This is a genomic window from Aurantivibrio plasticivorans (assembly GCF_055392955.1).
Genome location: NZ_AP036020.1, coordinates 3,596,910 through 3,611,521, shown reverse-complemented (window position 1 = coordinate 3,611,521; position 14,612 = coordinate 3,596,910). Strand labels below are relative to the sequence as shown.

The following is a 14,612-nucleotide window of genomic DNA, read 5'->3' as shown; positions in this document are numbered from 1 at the left end:
TCGCCACTTTACTTTAAGTATTTTGCTAATGTATTTTCCAAGTTCTTCCATTCAATGGGCTTAGTGATGTAGTCGTTCATCCCCGCTTGCAGGGCTAAATCAAAGTCGTCTTGCATAGCATTTGCTGATAGGCCGCAAACCACCAAGTCGGTAAACCCCTTTTCTCGTAGCGCCCTGGTTGTACTATAGCCGTCCATTATTGGCATTTGAATATCCATTAATATTAGGTCGTATTTGCTTGCGGAGGTTATTTTTTCTAAAGCTTCTTTTCCGTTTTCTGCGATATCTACCTTTAACCCCATATCTTCAAGCATGCCGCTTGCAACAACTTGGTTTATATCATTGTCTTCTACAAGTAAAACATGACCATTAAACTGAACGGATTCTTCTGTATCTTCGGTGTCGCTTTGTATATCAACATTAGATTGCAAAGAGGTGACGAATTGACGGAAATCACTGGGTGAAAATGGATGTCGTAACAGAGGTAAGTGACTATGAATTTTTATTTTACTTTTTAAACTGCTGGGTTGCATGTCAATGACTAAAGCGGCTGTGATATGGTGCTTCTCAATATCTACTATAAAGTCTAACTTATCCTGTAGGTCTTGATTGCTGCGAATTTCTAACCAAACGGTAGTGTCCTGAAGTTGATAGACATCAATATTGTCAATACCGTTTTTATACTCAATGTCGAAATCGTCTGCTAGCATTTTTTCCGGTATCAAAGGCGTACTAGTTGATCCGATATAAATCGCTCCGGGTTTATCCTTTGCTCTACTTGTTTGAGGTTGGTCGTTGGCTGATACCGAAAAACTGACGTTAAACGTAGTCCCAACGCCTTGAGTCGAGTGAACGCTGATTTCTCCTCCCATTAAAGACACAAGCTGCTTTACAATCGACAGTCCAAGACCTGTCCCTCCATACTTTCGGCTAGTTGACCCGTCAGCCTGAGAAAATGCGTCGAATATATTATCGACTTGATCCGTTGACATACCGATGCCGGTATCCTTCACGCTGACTTGTAGGCGATTTTCAGAATGATCATATTGTACTTCAACGATGATCTCACCTGTCTCGGTAAACTTAATGGAGTTGTTACAAAGATTTAGCAATACTTGATTAATTCGCAGCGCATCACCGCATAACGTAGTTGGGACATCGTTATCAACTAGTACGCGAAAGACAAGCGCTTTTTCATCGGCACGAAGGAAAATGGCCGATATAACATTTTCTATCACGTCGTTTAGTCGAAACTCAGCGTTTTCTATATCTAATTTTCCGGCTTCTATTTTAGAGAAGTCTAGGATGTCGTTGATGACACCCATCATAATATCGCTTGAATAAGCGACTTTTTTTAGGTGGGATCGCTGTTTGTCTGTAAGTTCAGTTTTCAATACAAGCTCAATCAACCCAATAATGCCATTCATAGGTGTTCGAATCTCATGGCTCATATTGGCTAAGAACATGCTTTTGGATTGTGTAGCCTGTTCTGCTTTGATCTTCTCTACTATCAAAGCGTCATTGAGTTGTTCTTGTGCTTGGTTTAGTTGTTGTGCTTTTGCTAGTAATTCATGTGTTTGCTGGTTCTTCTTTCTAAAAACGTCAGCAGCTTTCGCTAAGTGCCCAATTTCGTCTTTCCTTGTAGTGGCGGGTATGTCTCCGACCGTTTCGTCTTGTGCGAGACGAGAGAAAACATGGGTTATCTTGTTGACCGGCGTTAGTATTCTGAAAAATAGGAAAAAAGCCGTTATGAGAGCTAACACAACGGTGATTGAGGCCACGATGTTTTCTTGGGCGCGAATATCTTCTGCGAGTGATTCACTGGTATTTATTCTATTGATTTGATTTTCAATCGCAATTTCTCTTAACTCCTTGGTTAAGAATAAAAACTCATTTGCTGAGCCTGTCATGACGACATTGACGAGAAAAATATAACCTCTGGTTACTTGGGCTAAGCGATTAAAGTCGGTTGTCATGGTCTGAAGGATCTTGACTTCCTCCGTAAATAATGCGTTGGATGCAATGTCTTCAGCTAGCCTAATTTTTTCAGTAAACTGAGTGACATAGGAATACTCAGGTGAGACTACATATTGAAATAGCTTACTCTTGGCACCAGCGAGATAAAAACGAAGTTCGCCCAGCTTAGGGTGGTGTTCACTAGAATCAACCTTTTGCTTGAGTAGGGCTTCGATTCGGTCAAAGTTGGGTTTGAGTGAATCTTCCAGTAAGTGTTGCCGCTGCGTTCTACCGTCAACCACCGAGCGAAAATTATCTCGATAGTCAACCAAGTGAGCCATCATTCTGGAAACGAGCTGTGATTTATTAGTAGAGTCCGCGTTATCATTCAGCTCGAAAGTAATGTTACGTAGGTCGTCTATGGCTTGGTTGATTAGGTCTTCAAACTGTGATTTCGCTACGTCGCTCGCGGTTTCTTTGTAGATGAGTACATTTCTTTGTAAGTCGATGACGTTGCGTTCTAAGGTGCGCACCAAATCGGTTTCAGCATGCACAGCGTTAGTATCGTAATAATTTTGGATTAATAAACTGCTGCTTTGACGAGACAATACCACCTGAAGCAGCAATACAGACACAAGAGCACCCAGCGCAAGGCTAATTTGAAGACGTAAAGACTTAAACATAATTTATGAGCTAATGAATTCGTACCATTTTTGCAAACTGTATTCATAGGTAGGCATAACTGTGTTCCAAACCGCAACATTGCTAAATCGTTTTATATAACTGCCGCCTGTACGAACATCGCCAGCTTTAACGGACACCTTGCCATCTGTGCCCCGTAGATCTTTCGCGGCGGGTTTACCTTCGTACCAATAATCCCACTCAGCGGGATCCAGATAACTCTTAGAGCGCTGTGGGTTAGAAATGTAATACCCTTGCCGGGCAATGAAAGCGCCAGGCCATCCAGATAGCCACCAGTTCATGTATTCGTACGCTGCGTCCTTTTCTCGGCCTTGTGACGCCGAAGACAAACACATCACGCCGTGCCAACCTCGGTAGCCTTCTTTCGGTGCAGCATAAATTACGGGTATTCCTTGACCGTTCAGGCTCGATACGCCCGGCGAAAACATGCTTTCAATGACGACGCGCCCTGACGCCATAAATTGGACAGACTCTGGGACGGAATTCCAGAATCCGTTGAAGTGCCCTTGTTTTTTAAGATCAATGAGAACGGAAAACAGTGAATCTAGTTCTTGCTTTGTAATAGAGCCAAGATCATTGATCTTCACTAGACCACGCGTTTGTGCGGCTAATGCTAGGTCAAATAAGCCAATGGTCGGCTCGTTGACAATGGCTACCTTGCCTGAATATCTTTCATCGAGCAGCCATCCCCAGCTTTCCGTTTCATAGGGAATGCCGGGCGGTATAAAGTCGGTGTTGTAGCCATATGAATCGACATTGTGAACATAAGGTAAAAAACTGATTCTGTCAGAATGCTTCTCACCTAATGAGCTGTCGGGTTGTACATGCAAAATTTTATAGGGGGCATCGCCCGCACCAAACTTTGCGGTTGGTGATAGTTTTCCTGTCTTACTGAGGGCATTAATCTCGCTCCAGTTTTTTATGCGTGTTTTATCGATAGCTTGAATAGAGCCAGATTGCCAAAGCACATTGATACTGTTCGACCACTGTTCGTAGAGATCAAAAGATCGCGGGGAAATCGTCGCTTTTTGCAGCACAGCGGCACTGCCTCTAGGCTCGAACTCAATGTTGATTCCTAAGTCATCCATGGCGCGTTTGCGCAGTTCCTCCTGAAGCGTCACGTGTGTGCCAAGTATCCGAATCGTCACCTTCCCTTTTGAAAGCACATACGGGGCTTTGGCGGCGATACCCAGTGTAATACCGCCTGAGGCTAATGTTCTTAAGCTGCTTCTTCTATCTTGGTCGACCATATCGATTTCTCATAGCTCGCTTTAAATAAACTTGGAATACATAGGGCTATTTCACTTTGATATCTAAAGATTCAAGCCTCTATGTAGTCTAGTTCAGGTTTGTGAGGGTAATTTAATCGTAGCAATAGAGTCGGACTCATAAGGAGAGAGAGTTTGGGTTGCATCTTCTCTGTCTTATAAAAATATGCCGACGCAAATCTGGATCGCATACCGATGCAGATTGACGGCCAGTCTGTCCACTTTATTAATGAACCTGAAAATCGTTCTATAGAGAATATACGTCAATTCGGTTTCGACATGATGAAAGTAGTTATCCGGTATTAAAAAATAAAAACACATTGATCGCGGAATCAACTATTTGTATTGAGTCGCTTAATAAAAATAAAAAAATGGTGGAGAAGTTTGGCGTCTATATCTTCATGGTTTTATTGGTCTAGAGCGACTATCAGTGACCGTAATCAAAAAATATTAGAATTATTAGATTTTTATTGAACAGTTAACTCAATATCTATGAAGAAAAGAATAGATTTTCAGAAATTGGTCCGAGGGGAGAAAACACCAAAATTAACTAGTTGTCGCTCCAATCAACAGTCGACGAATTGCGATTGCGGAAAAGTATGAAAATTGGTTGTAAAAGAAATTACATTTTGACAAGTTGATTTTATCTAATAGTTAAAGAGAACTAGGATGTGACATTACTTAATATTTAATTATTTGATTGATTATTAACCCGTGGAATAGTGTGGATTATCAACGCAAAGTGCAATATACCGTCCCCGTTTGATAAGGAGAAAACCCTGACGTAAGTTTATATTTAGTTACTAATACACAAAGTGTGCTCACATCTAAGGATGTTGTTATCGCTCTAAGGTTTATTTTATGAAACGAGTTGCGTGCTTGAGCACAATTGTTCCTTCAGCGGCGGACATAACAAATTCTTCCCAAGTTATTGATGTGTTCAATCTAACGAGAATCCTCAATGAGAATCATGGTTTTACTGGGGCCTTTATCGTTTACCGAAATTACGTTTTGATTGTTGCCGACGGGAATTCCGAATCACTAGGTAATTTAATATTTAAATTTCGGCAAGACTATCGAGTATCTGATTGTAGCGTCATTTTCAACCGAGAAATTACCTCTCCTGCGTTTTCAAGCTGGGGGATTAAAGTATTTAAGGGAAGCAAACAAGATCATAAAGAATTATCAGCCCGTCTCAAGGCTTGTTTAAAAGATGGGCTGCGTTGCGAATCTCCGTTGGATCTAGAACGTATTAATTGCTTCTTTTCGTTAAGTGGGGCATCGAGTAGTAAAGTATCAACTTCCACGAACGATACCTTAGGTGCAAAGAGCAGTAAGGTTGAAGAAAAAACACTCAAAGCAGATAACAAAAAATACTCCACGAAGTCTTTGTTTATGTCTGGTTGGCCAAAGCCTGGTCAAATTCAACTGAGCCCAAATTTAATTCGCCTATGCGCCCGCCTTGTGGGTAGGTCAATTGCTTATGATGAAATATTAGCTCTGAATTTCTTTTCGTCCGAAAGCGAGCTGATTGAGCGATTGGCAGAGCTTGATGCATTGGGTCTGCTTAAGCAACGAGACAAGCCTGGCGGGGCGACTATTAGCAAAATCAGCGATGCGCCAAAGACGAAAGCAAAATCTACTCATAGCGATCGATTCGGGATGGTGCTCAAAAACTTTTTAACAGCCACAAGATCCTAAAAAAGTTGTTGAATGATTATGGACGCTATATACAAAAAATTAGCAGTTGTTGGCGAAGTTGGTGCCGGCAAAACAGAGCTAATCAAGGTGATTAGTGAAATTTCGCCATTTGCAACAGAAGAAAAGTCATCTGTTGACATAGGTAAGGAATATACCACAGTGGGTATCGATTATGGTCGACTTACACTGGGTAGCGATGTGGCGCTTGGACTTTATGGTCTCCCCGGGCAGAAACGTTTTGCCATGTTATGGGACATGGTGAAGAACGGGTTATGGGGTCTATTAGTTCTGGTTAAATATGGAGAAACAATAAAAATTGATCAAATTGAGGAGCTAATTAGTCATTTTGATCCGGCTAGTAGCAATCTCCCGGTGGTTATTGGTGTAAGTCACAGTGAAAATGCAAATGATGAGGCTCTCGATTCTCTTGTCGAGCATATTCAGAATGTTCTCATCAACTATCAGTTGATTGCTCCAGTCATACCCGTTGATCCTCGAAATATTGAATCGAATTTGATGCTCCTTGAACTTTTTCTATCACTCAGTACACAAGAAGACGAAGTTGATGAAGACTACAACGAGCTTCAAGGTCTGGAATTTAGAGTGTGATTAAATGACAGTAGAAAATTTATACTTACCTTTGTTAAGAGACCTGTTTGGCGCGTGCACAGACGGGAATCCACAAGTTGATGTAATCAGTCTGGCAACCTCTGACGGGTTTCCAGTGCTAAGTTACGCTAGTAATCAAGAAAATTTCAAAGAAGATACTATGGCTGCTGCGGCTAGTACTCTTCAATCGGTTAGTAGTGCTGTAGCTCAACAGATTTTGGGTCGAGAGTTTAAAAGTACATTTATCGAAGCAAAAGAAGGGAATGTGTGTTTTGTCGCATTGAATATGATGGATAAAGACTACGTATTAGCGATGTCTGCTAGCGGGGATATGAATATTGCGTCCTTGCGCCTATGTATTAATGGGCTTGCATCAGAAATATCGGCACTGTGAGCTGGCTTATTCTATGAAAAATGACGTAAATAGGCTGGTTCTAGAAAAATACAAGTTGGTACATATCAAAGAACCAAATATTTTTTTAGCTGGATTTGCTAAATACTTTGACTCAGGGTAGCAACGTATAAGCTTTCAAAATTACAACACACAAAATTATTTTTGAGGAAATATATTATGGCTATTAATTTAGATGACTTGCAAGGTATTGACGGGTTTATTGGTGCGGCTATTGTCGACTCCGAAAGTGGGATGTGTCTCGGTACAGTGGGTGGAGGCAGCGCTATAGATCTTGAAGTAGCTGCTGCTGGAAACTGCGAGGTGGTTCGCGCGAAACGTAAAACGATGGCCGCTTTAAAGTTAAAGGATCGCATCGAAGATATTCTGATTTCATTAGGAAAACACTATCACCTTATTCGACCCCTAGAGACTAATGATAGTGTATTTATTTACTTGGCGCTAAATCGTTCTCAGTCCAATTTGGCCATGGCACGCGTTCAATTAAAAGAATATGAAAAAGGTGTTGACCTAGCGGCTTAACAATTTTTTCATTATAACCACAATAGCGGGGTGAGCTAGAGGCTCGCCCCCTTTGTCGAATTGAATGCTACTGGTATCCAATGCGTGCTGCTAAAATATCAGATTCGGTTGCTGATCATGAAATAGTATCTGGTTTTGCAGATATAGGCTTGCCTCTCTGCCAACCACTTTGTGCAATGCTAAATGAATCAGCTGAGCATTGCCGCCCTCGTCGTGGCTGTGGGTATACACAAGCGAGCAGGTTTATTGCGCAGGTAGCAAATAGACCGCGCCAGCTAAGCAGGGGGCATTCGCTCGATTTGTTTAGCGAAGCAGGGCGGAAGTGTCTGAGCCCTATATTGTTGTCCGCCCAACGAATACTTGGTCGTGCACCCGTTGATATGCACGAGCTTGAGTCCATATTCGAGGGTCTTGATTCAGAAGATGAGGCTAAACAGAGCTTGAAATTACTGAGCGACTCATTGCTCGCGGTTCGCAACCAGTGTGTGTTAGAAGAAAGCCGGGTGTTGCTGGATATTTGTTTATCGTTGTTGGGCGCGAAATTACCAACATTTGAAAGTCACGTATCGCTTACAGAAGTAAATCTATCCATTGGTACTTGTCCGGAAGCGGAGCGGTATTTTTTTGAATTTGCTGGAGGCCATGTTCGAAGATCCGGTTCATTCAATATTATCGTCAATAGTGAAGATGAACCCATCGCTGTCGAAAAAGTGAATATTGGGGACTCACATTCCTGCATAACTCTGCGTCCAATCACTTTGAACGACATCATTCTTCCTCCAGGAAGCCTCGTCGGTGTTAGCTATAACGATCTCCCACATTCAGTCGTAAAATGCGAGCAGACTAAAGGATTGTGGATTCCCTACTCGTTGTGTAGTGGCTTTAGGTTTTTGCGTTTAACGACACTGGCCATATCACCTATCAATCGGGCTCGAGCATTCACAACCCATTTAGAAAGACAGCTCCAAGATAACCCGTTCTTTGACCCTCTCAATACCACACTCGATGATCTCCGTTATATGGCAGAGAAACAGCGGAGCATTTAGCGCTTAAACCAGAGTGAGGCGCAATGGTTTATGCATAGTGCCAATATGATTATTTCGCTGCATAAGGCGATCAACTTATGTGATACCGTTGAGTCGCCTAAATAATACAAATTGATTGAAGGTCAGTTGAGCTTCGCTGCTAGCTCAATCGGCAGTACATTGTTGTCGGCACTTAATTGGTGTATCTGTTTTAAGAGTTGATCCAATGAGTTGTTGCGAATATTGATATGTCCCACTTTGCGTCCTGGTCTAGGCTGCTTGTTATACCAGTAAACCACGCTGTGTTTATCCACAAGGTGCATAGGTGGAGCTTCAACGCCGATTAAGTTAACCATGCCTGTCGCACCAGACTCCTCTGGCTTGCCGAGCGCTAATCCTGTAATGGCGCGCACATGGTTTTCGAATTGACAGCTACCTTTTGCTGATGATGTCCAATGGCCGCTGTTGTGCACTCGCGGAGCAAGTTCGTTGACGACGACATTATCGCCGACGACAAACGCTTCAATTGCGAGAACACCCACATAGTTCAAAGACTCGAGAATTCGCGTGGCATAGCCTTCCATTGTGCTTTGTAGGTGGGATGTCAAATGCGGTGACGGGCTAACGCTATAACGCAATATACCGTTTAGGTGAACGTTTTCTGTGACGGGATAAAAGACGCATTCCCCCTTCACGTCGCGAGCCGCGATTATCGAAACCTCTCGATCAAAATGAATTTTTTCTTCTAAGATCCAAGCCCCGTCATTAGGTCCCTTTGAAAACTCGATGAGATCTGCGCGGTTTTGCAAAATATGTTGGTTGCGACCATCGTACGCAAGACGAGTTGACTTTGCGTACACTGGAAATTGTGCAAACTCTTGTGTTGCTGCTTGAGCACGCTCTTCAACAAATTGGCTAGGTGCGGTGGGGATCTGCAAGCTTTGCAATAGCAACCGTTCGAGATGCCTGTCACCACACTGTTTAATGGCCGAAGGGCTTGGGTGTACCGGACAAAATTTTTCTAACGCGGTCAGCAGTTCGATGTCGACCTGCTCATTCTCGCTGGTAATAACATCGGGGCTACCGAGTGCACGATACACATCGTCTGCTTTGGCGTGTTCGTTTATCGAAACAATCTTGCCTAAGTGTTCGATGGGTTGAATGTCAGTCTTCTTCGATGATTCAACTAAAAAACTAAAGGTGAAACCAAATCGCAGTCCGCTGAGGGCAAGAAGTCGCGCCAGCTGACCGCCGCCAATAATTGCTATTTTCATTATTTACAATCTACCTACTCGTCTACTCAACGTTGATGGGAACAGCTTCTGTTTGCTGCGCGCGCCAATTAACCAACCTGGCAAATAAATCTTCGTCGAGCTGTGCCAATATTTGCGCGGCGTAAAGACCCGCGTTGAAAGCACCGGCGCCACCGATCGCCTGAGTGGCGACTGCAACACCGCGTGGCATTTGTGCAATCGACAGCAAACTATCCATGCCATTGAGCGCTTTGCTTTGTACGGGAACTGCAATGACAGGTAGTGGGGTGAGTGCTGCCACCATGCCTGGTAGGTGTGCTGCACCCCCGGCTCCGGCGATAATGACTTTGAAGCCGTTCTCTGCAGCTTTGCTACTAAATTCAAACAATCGTTGAGGTGTTCGGTGTGCCGACACCACTTGTTTATGGAAAGGTATATCCAGTTCTGTCAGCACCGTGGCGGCTTCTTGCATCGTGGGCCAGTCGCTTTGTGAGCCCATAACGATAGCGACTTGAGGTTTATTCATTGGGTTTCCTTGGTTTTAACGGTAAGGCGTGGCTGATTGCTTAAGCTGTCAGCCACTGTGTTGCAGTAATATAGGTTGGGATGCCTAGTAGTACGTTGAAGGGAAAGGTAATCCCGAGGGAAGAAGTAATCGATAGGCTGTGATTAGCCTGGGGTAGTGCCACGCGCATTGCGGCGGGTACGGCAATATATGAAGCGCTTGCGCCTAGAACGGCGAGTAAAATCGCACCACCTGTTGAAAGGCCGATGGCTATGCCGAGTACACAACCTAACAAGCCGCCAATGAGGGGCATGGCGATACCAAAGCTAAGAATAAAGCCCGCCGAACCTTTGAGTTCTTTTAACCGGCTGGCGGCCACCATGCCCATCTCTAGTAAGAAAAGGGCTAGCGCTCCTTGGAACAAGTTGATGAAAAGCGGCGCAATAGAATCAATCTGTTGAGCGCCAAAGTAGCCAATGAGTAAGGCGCCGACCATCAAAACCATGCCCTGGTTGAGAAACACTTCGTGCAATAATTTGTTCAGCGGGACGTCACGGCCTTTGGCGCTGGCGAGAGCAATCCCGACCGCGATGGCAGGTACTTCGAGAAGCACAACAAATAACGGGAAGTAGGGTTCGTAAACAATGTCCTGGCTGTCGAGTAATGCTACTGCAACAGCATACGTCCCTACGCTTACAGAGCCGTAGTGAGCGGCAATTGAGGCAGCGTCATGTCGCTGAAACTGGCCAATAAAGTAAAGTATTGGAAACGCTAATAAAGGAAGGGCTAGACCAAATACGATCACCGCAATCGACTGTGGGATAACCGTTGGCGAGCCATGGTTGGCTAACGCAACCCCACCTTTCAGGCCAATAGCAATCATTAAAAACAGTGTAAGAGTTTGATAAAGGCCTTTCGGGAACTGAATGGGGCTGCCTGCCAGGCGCGCAAATATCCCCAATAAGAAGAACGCTATGACGATGTCGAACGCCATTAGGCTTTAACCCCTGCAGTTAACCGAGCGGCGAGTTTAGTGTGGGTCGCCTGGTAGTATTGGTAGCTGTTAAATGCGATTAATGCAGCGCCGAGGCCAAGCAAGGGAATACCATTCCCGCCAATTGCCAGAATGCCGCTGCCGAGGAGGAGGAGAGCAACACCAGTAGCCAAGGCGAACAGCCATTGTCGCTTAGCGTTTAGCAACGTTTCGTCTTGTAGGTAGGCCATAGTGGGATCCTCAGCTCGTGATGGGAAGAAGGTTGGAACATGGCCGCTAGGATGGGGTTTAAGCTGTATAGATAAAAATAGATATTATTTATCTTTTGTATAGATGATAATCTATACATATATTTTTGCTATACAGGCCTTTAGGGCCTGACATGAGGGTGGAATTATGCGCTCCAGATTACACGCACAAATAGGCACATTACGCCAATTGGAAATTGTGCTGGCAGTATTCGAGGCTGGCAGTATCAGTGGTGCCGCCGATAGATTATTTTTAACCCAGCCGACGGTTTCAATGCAGCTTAAAAAATTGAGTGATGCCATCGGTATGCCACTCTACGATGTCATCGGTAAGCAGATTATTTTTACCGAAGCAGGACGAGAGCTGGTGGCAACTGCGCAAGAGGTTCTTGCCGAATTTGAGCGGTTGGATATGAATCTAGCGAGCCTGCGAGGGATGGCTTCGGGGACCTTAAAGTTGGCGGTGGTGACGACATCGAAATACTTTATTCCTCACTTGCTAGGGCCTTTTTGTCGCCGTTTTCCCAAAGTAGATATTCGTTTAAAAGTGGGTAACCGCCAGCAGATTATTGACCGTTTACGGCGGGGTGAAGATGACTTTTATGTATTTAGTCATCCGCCTTCTGATATAGACGTCGAGAGCATTGAGTTTCTTAGTAACCCTCTCATTGCGTTGGCGCAGAAAAATCATCCTTTGTCGAAGAGGCGCCAGCTGCGCTTGCGTGATATTGAAAGCGAACCATTCCTAATGCGTGAGTCAGGGTCCGGTACTCGGTTGGCCATCGAAGATTTTTTACGACAAGAAAACATTGAACTTAACGTGCGTATGACAATGGAAAGCAATGAAGCAATTAAGCATTCAGTAATGGCCGGCCTTGGGATCTCCATTTTGTCTGCACATACGCTAACCTTTGGTGGTAAGAGCGGGTTGTCTCAGTTGAATGTACAAAAACTACCCATTAGCACGCACTGGTATTTTCTTTGGTTGAAAGCAAAGCAGCCTACAATCATTGCGGAAGAGTTTTTGCATCACGTACAAACCGAAGGCAAAGATATGTTGCTTAAGGAGCTGCGTAAAAGCGGTATCTCCGACCGGTTTTTAAAGTAATGCCGTTAGTATCACATCGACGCTTAAATAAACGGGTTTAAGCGTGTGAATCGTTCCCTTCTTACTCGAGACTATTGGCGCCAATTTTCATACTGTATTGTCAACCTACGTCAACAATAGCGTAGCGTGCCAATCGACCACAATTTTATCCCATGGGGCGTAAATGTCCCGCAATATTCATGCTCCTTCCTGATTGTGTGGGACCAAATTGCCCCACATCCCCCAGGCTTTTTCTCTAAGTAGTTAATTTCTAAAGCGTTATTGTAGTTGGAACACATTTTGTAATGTTGTGATTATGAGCGAACGTGATGATGACGATGGAGTAATAGACAACATAGCGCAGGAGATTCTTCGCTACTTAGCCGAATCGCCGCGGTCCTCGGATACGCTCGACGGTATAGCGCTTTGGTGGTTGCAGAATAATGCTTATCCTCGGTTGGCTATTCAAAAAGCATTGGATTTGCTTGTAAAAGATTTAAAAGTGGTTGCTCGTAAAAACAGTAACGGTGATACGTATTATTTTAAAAGCTAAATGTTTCAGGGATTAAATCTCGAAAGACGAAAATACGTCCTTCGTACTAAATCGCGGGTTTAAAAAAAGAGTCAGCGCTCAACATAATTCAATCGATTAATTTGCGGGAGGCAAGAATGCCAACATATTTAAGTCCAGGTGTTTATGTAGAGGAGATTTCCAGTGGATCCAAACCGATCGAAGGCGTATCGACGTCCACTGCGGCTTTTGTTGGTTCTGCCAACAGGGGGCCAGTCGGTGAGCCGGTCTTGGTAGGGAAGTTCGACGATTACGTTGAAACATTTGGAAAAATTAGTAGTGAGTCTGACGAGATGGGCTTAGCTCTATTGGCCTTCTATTTAAACGGCGGTAAGTCGGCCTATATCTGTAGGTTGGCAGGTGCTGGGCATGCGGCGGCTTCCGCAACGTTTGATGGGGATGATGGCGGTGGCGGCGCGGCCGGTGATCTGCTAACAGTGACGGCGACCAGTTCTGGAACCTGGGCAAATGACTATTACATTACCATTACTAATGCCGATGTCCCTGCAAGAACTTTCGATATGGCAATTGGGAAGCGCGACGCCGATGGTGTGTTCGACGCCGAAGAAAGTTATACCGGGTTGTCGATGGATGATGCAAGTGACGACTTCGCTGAGTTGCAAGTTAACGATGTGTCTTCGTTGGTAACTATCTCTATAGCAGCACCAGGTTCAGAATGTGTTCTAGATACCGCTTCTGTGGACGGCGAGGGTAACCCAAGTGGCGAACCTATTACGGGTGATACGCCTGGGAATGATGGTGCGGCGCTGGGTGGCACTGACTACACTAGCTTTTATAACGACACACTCAGAAAATATCGTGACGTTAGTATTATTTTATTGCCAGGCCAGCAATGGGAGGAAACACCTCCTGCTTCCGGCAACTATAGTAACGCCGCAGTGTCTGCGACACGCGCTTTCTGTGAAACGTACAAGCGTACGGTATTACTCATCGATCTACCGGAGACCTTGGAGCTAACCTCCAGCGCGGATGTGTCAGCTCTAGGGCTACCAACTTCAACATACACTTCACTTTATTATCCGTGGGTGCAAGTTGCGAATCCTCTGTATAACGAAACAACCAACCCATTAGCTGATCGCACAGTCGGTGTCCCACCGTCAGCGTTTGCGGCGGGTATGTTTGCCAAAATAGATGGTAAGCGTGGTGTTTGGAAGGCGCCTGCAGGTGTCGAAACCAACCTGGCGGGCGTTGCCTCACTGCAATACAACATTGAGGATCTTGAGCAGGATTACCTCAATCCCGCCGGCGTAAACTGCATTCGCAAACTCCCTAATTTTGGATCTGTCATTTGGGGCTCGCGAACCTTGGCAACTCGTGCCGATCCAGAGTGGCGTTATGTACCTGTGCGCCGAACAGCCATCATGATCGAGCAGAGCATTTATCACGGCATTCAATGGGCGGTCTTTGAGCCAAATGACCATCCGCTGTGGGGGTCTTTGCGAGCGAATATTGGTTCATTTATGAATGGACTATTTAGGTCAGGAGCATTTCAAGGTGCAACCGCGAAAGACGCGTACTTTGTTCGCTGTGGTTTGGGTGACACCATGACTCAGGGCGACATTGATCGCGGCCAAGTAATCGTTGTTGTTGGTTTTGCACCGCTAAAGCCTGCGGAGTTCGTCATTGTTCGTATCCAACAGAAAGTCGGCCAGCAATAAATTCGAGAAAACCAGAGTGGGCTGGTGGAGAAAATTTCTCTGCCCGCTCGGCCGAAGCAGCCAATTAAATTTAGTTTAAT

Annotated in this window: 14 protein-coding genes; 8 read left to right on the top strand and 6 right to left on the bottom strand. The window is 44.7% G+C overall.

Annotated elements, in window-relative coordinates; all coding sequences use genetic code 11:
• Window positions 1-8 precede the first annotated feature (8 nt).
• Window positions 9-2,639, bottom strand: a complete 2,631-nt coding sequence (locus ACZ5NB_RS16050) for a hybrid sensor histidine kinase/response regulator (protein ID WP_460233279.1) — start codon at window positions 2,637-2,639, stop codon at window positions 9-11.
• 3 nt (window positions 2,640-2,642) lie between these two features.
• Window positions 2,643-3,908 carry an ABC transporter substrate-binding protein gene (locus ACZ5NB_RS16045; protein WP_460233278.1) on the bottom strand — a complete coding sequence of 422 codons (1,266 nt, stop codon included), beginning with the start codon at window positions 3,906-3,908 and terminating at the stop codon, window positions 2,643-2,645.
• Window positions 3,909-4,787: 879 nt separating this feature from the next.
• Between ACZ5NB_RS16045 and ACZ5NB_RS16040 the strand changes: the two genes are divergently transcribed.
• The 5 genes from ACZ5NB_RS16040 (at window position 4,788) to ACZ5NB_RS16020 (ending at window position 8,216) form a co-directional block, all read left to right on the top strand.
• Complete coding sequence (locus tag ACZ5NB_RS16040) at window positions 4,788-5,627, top strand: BLUF domain-containing protein (RefSeq protein WP_460233277.1); 840 nt, start codon at window positions 4,788-4,790, stop codon at window positions 5,625-5,627.
• Window positions 5,628-5,645: 18 nt separating this feature from the next.
• Window positions 5,646-6,236 carry a GTP-binding protein gene (locus tag ACZ5NB_RS16035; RefSeq protein WP_460233276.1) on the top strand — a complete coding sequence of 197 codons (591 nt, stop codon included), beginning with the start codon at window positions 5,646-5,648 and terminating at the stop codon, window positions 6,234-6,236.
• 4 nt (window positions 6,237-6,240) lie between these two features.
• Window positions 6,241-6,630, top strand: a complete 390-nt coding sequence (locus tag ACZ5NB_RS16030; protein WP_460233275.1) for a roadblock/LC7 domain-containing protein — start codon at window positions 6,241-6,243, stop codon at window positions 6,628-6,630.
• A 177-nt stretch (window positions 6,631-6,807) separates the two neighbouring features.
• Window positions 6,808-7,170, top strand: coding sequence for a hypothetical protein (locus ACZ5NB_RS16025; protein ID WP_460233274.1), 363 nt, complete (start codon window positions 6,808-6,810; stop codon window positions 7,168-7,170).
• An 80-nt stretch (window positions 7,171-7,250) separates the two neighbouring features.
• Window positions 7,251-8,216, top strand: a complete 966-nt coding sequence (locus ACZ5NB_RS16020; protein ID WP_460233273.1) for a hypothetical protein — start codon at window positions 7,251-7,253, stop codon at window positions 8,214-8,216.
• Between the two features lie 122 nt (window positions 8,217-8,338).
• On the opposite strand, the gene ACZ5NB_RS16015 is transcribed toward ACZ5NB_RS16020, so the two are convergent.
• The 4 genes from ACZ5NB_RS16015 to ACZ5NB_RS16000 are packed head-to-tail and all read right to left on the bottom strand — an operon-like array spanning window position 8,339 to window position 11,177.
• On the bottom strand, window positions 8,339-9,469 hold the full coding sequence (locus ACZ5NB_RS16015) for a 5-(carboxyamino)imidazole ribonucleotide synthase (RefSeq protein ID WP_460233272.1): 1,131 nt from the start codon (window positions 9,467-9,469) through the stop codon (window positions 8,339-8,341).
• 22 nt (window positions 9,470-9,491) lie between these two features.
• Window positions 9,492-9,974: a 5-(carboxyamino)imidazole ribonucleotide mutase gene (gene purE, locus ACZ5NB_RS16010; RefSeq protein WP_460233271.1), complete on the bottom strand. Its 483-nt coding sequence runs from the start codon at window positions 9,972-9,974 to the stop codon at window positions 9,492-9,494.
• A 40-nt stretch (window positions 9,975-10,014) separates the two neighbouring features.
• Window positions 10,015-10,947, bottom strand: a complete 933-nt coding sequence (locus ACZ5NB_RS16005; protein WP_460233269.1) for a sodium-dependent bicarbonate transport family permease — start codon at window positions 10,945-10,947, stop codon at window positions 10,015-10,017.
• Window positions 10,947-11,177: a hypothetical protein gene (locus ACZ5NB_RS16000; RefSeq protein ID WP_460233268.1), complete on the bottom strand. Its 231-nt coding sequence runs from the start codon at window positions 11,175-11,177 to the stop codon at window positions 10,947-10,949. Before ACZ5NB_RS16000 ends, ACZ5NB_RS16005 begins: the two co-directional genes overlap by 1 nt.
• Window positions 11,178-11,343: 166 nt before the next feature.
• Between ACZ5NB_RS16000 and ACZ5NB_RS15995 the strand changes: the two genes are divergently transcribed.
• The 3 genes from ACZ5NB_RS15995 (at window position 11,344) to ACZ5NB_RS15985 (ending at window position 14,532) form a co-directional block, all read left to right on the top strand.
• A complete protein-coding gene (locus ACZ5NB_RS15995; RefSeq protein ID WP_460233267.1) occupies window positions 11,344-12,303 on the top strand; it encodes a LysR family transcriptional regulator in 960 nt (319 codons plus the stop codon).
• Between the two features lie 295 nt (window positions 12,304-12,598).
• The gene (locus ACZ5NB_RS15990) at window positions 12,599-12,835 is read left to right on the top strand and encodes a hypothetical protein (RefSeq protein WP_460233266.1); all 237 of its coding nucleotides are present in this window, start codon (window positions 12,599-12,601) and stop codon (window positions 12,833-12,835) included.
• A 116-nt stretch (window positions 12,836-12,951) separates the two neighbouring features.
• A complete protein-coding gene (locus ACZ5NB_RS15985; RefSeq protein ID WP_460233265.1) occupies window positions 12,952-14,532 on the top strand; it encodes a phage tail sheath family protein in 1,581 nt (526 codons plus the stop codon).
• Window positions 14,533-14,612: the final 80 nt, after the last annotated feature.

What these genes read in the sequence shown, in the direction of transcription:
- ACZ5NB_RS16050 (WP_460233279.1), bottom strand. Translation starts at nt 2,639, where the DNA reads ATGTTTAAGTCTTTACGTCTTCAAATTAGCCTTGCGCTGGGTGCTCTT.
- ACZ5NB_RS16045 (WP_460233278.1), bottom strand. Translation starts at nt 3,908, where the DNA reads ATGGTCGACCAAGATAGAAGAAGCAGCTTAAGAACATTAGCCTCAGGC.
- ACZ5NB_RS16040 (WP_460233277.1), top strand. Translation starts at nt 4,788, where the DNA reads ATGAAACGAGTTGCGTGCTTGAGCACAATTGTTCCTTCAGCGGCGGAC.
- ACZ5NB_RS16035 (WP_460233276.1), top strand. Translation starts at nt 5,646, where the DNA reads ATGGACGCTATATACAAAAAATTAGCAGTTGTTGGCGAAGTTGGTGCC.
- ACZ5NB_RS16030 (WP_460233275.1), top strand. Translation starts at nt 6,241, where the DNA reads ATGACAGTAGAAAATTTATACTTACCTTTGTTAAGAGACCTGTTTGGC.
- ACZ5NB_RS16025 (WP_460233274.1), top strand. Translation starts at nt 6,808, where the DNA reads ATGGCTATTAATTTAGATGACTTGCAAGGTATTGACGGGTTTATTGGT.
- ACZ5NB_RS16020 (WP_460233273.1), top strand. Translation starts at nt 7,251, where the DNA reads ATGCGTGCTGCTAAAATATCAGATTCGGTTGCTGATCATGAAATAGTA.
- ACZ5NB_RS16015 (WP_460233272.1), bottom strand. Translation starts at nt 9,469, where the DNA reads ATGAAAATAGCAATTATTGGCGGCGGTCAGCTGGCGCGACTTCTTGCC.
- purE (WP_460233271.1), bottom strand. Translation starts at nt 9,974, where the DNA reads ATGAATAAACCTCAAGTCGCTATCGTTATGGGCTCACAAAGCGACTGG.
- ACZ5NB_RS16005 (WP_460233269.1), bottom strand. Translation starts at nt 10,947, where the DNA reads ATGGCGTTCGACATCGTCATAGCGTTCTTCTTATTGGGGATATTTGCG.
- ACZ5NB_RS16000 (WP_460233268.1), bottom strand. Translation starts at nt 11,177, where the DNA reads ATGGCCTACCTACAAGACGAAACGTTGCTAAACGCTAAGCGACAATGG.
- ACZ5NB_RS15995 (WP_460233267.1), top strand. Translation starts at nt 11,344, where the DNA reads ATGCGCTCCAGATTACACGCACAAATAGGCACATTACGCCAATTGGAA.
- ACZ5NB_RS15990 (WP_460233266.1), top strand. Translation starts at nt 12,599, where the DNA reads ATGAGCGAACGTGATGATGACGATGGAGTAATAGACAACATAGCGCAG.
- ACZ5NB_RS15985 (WP_460233265.1), top strand. Translation starts at nt 12,952, where the DNA reads ATGCCAACATATTTAAGTCCAGGTGTTTATGTAGAGGAGATTTCCAGT.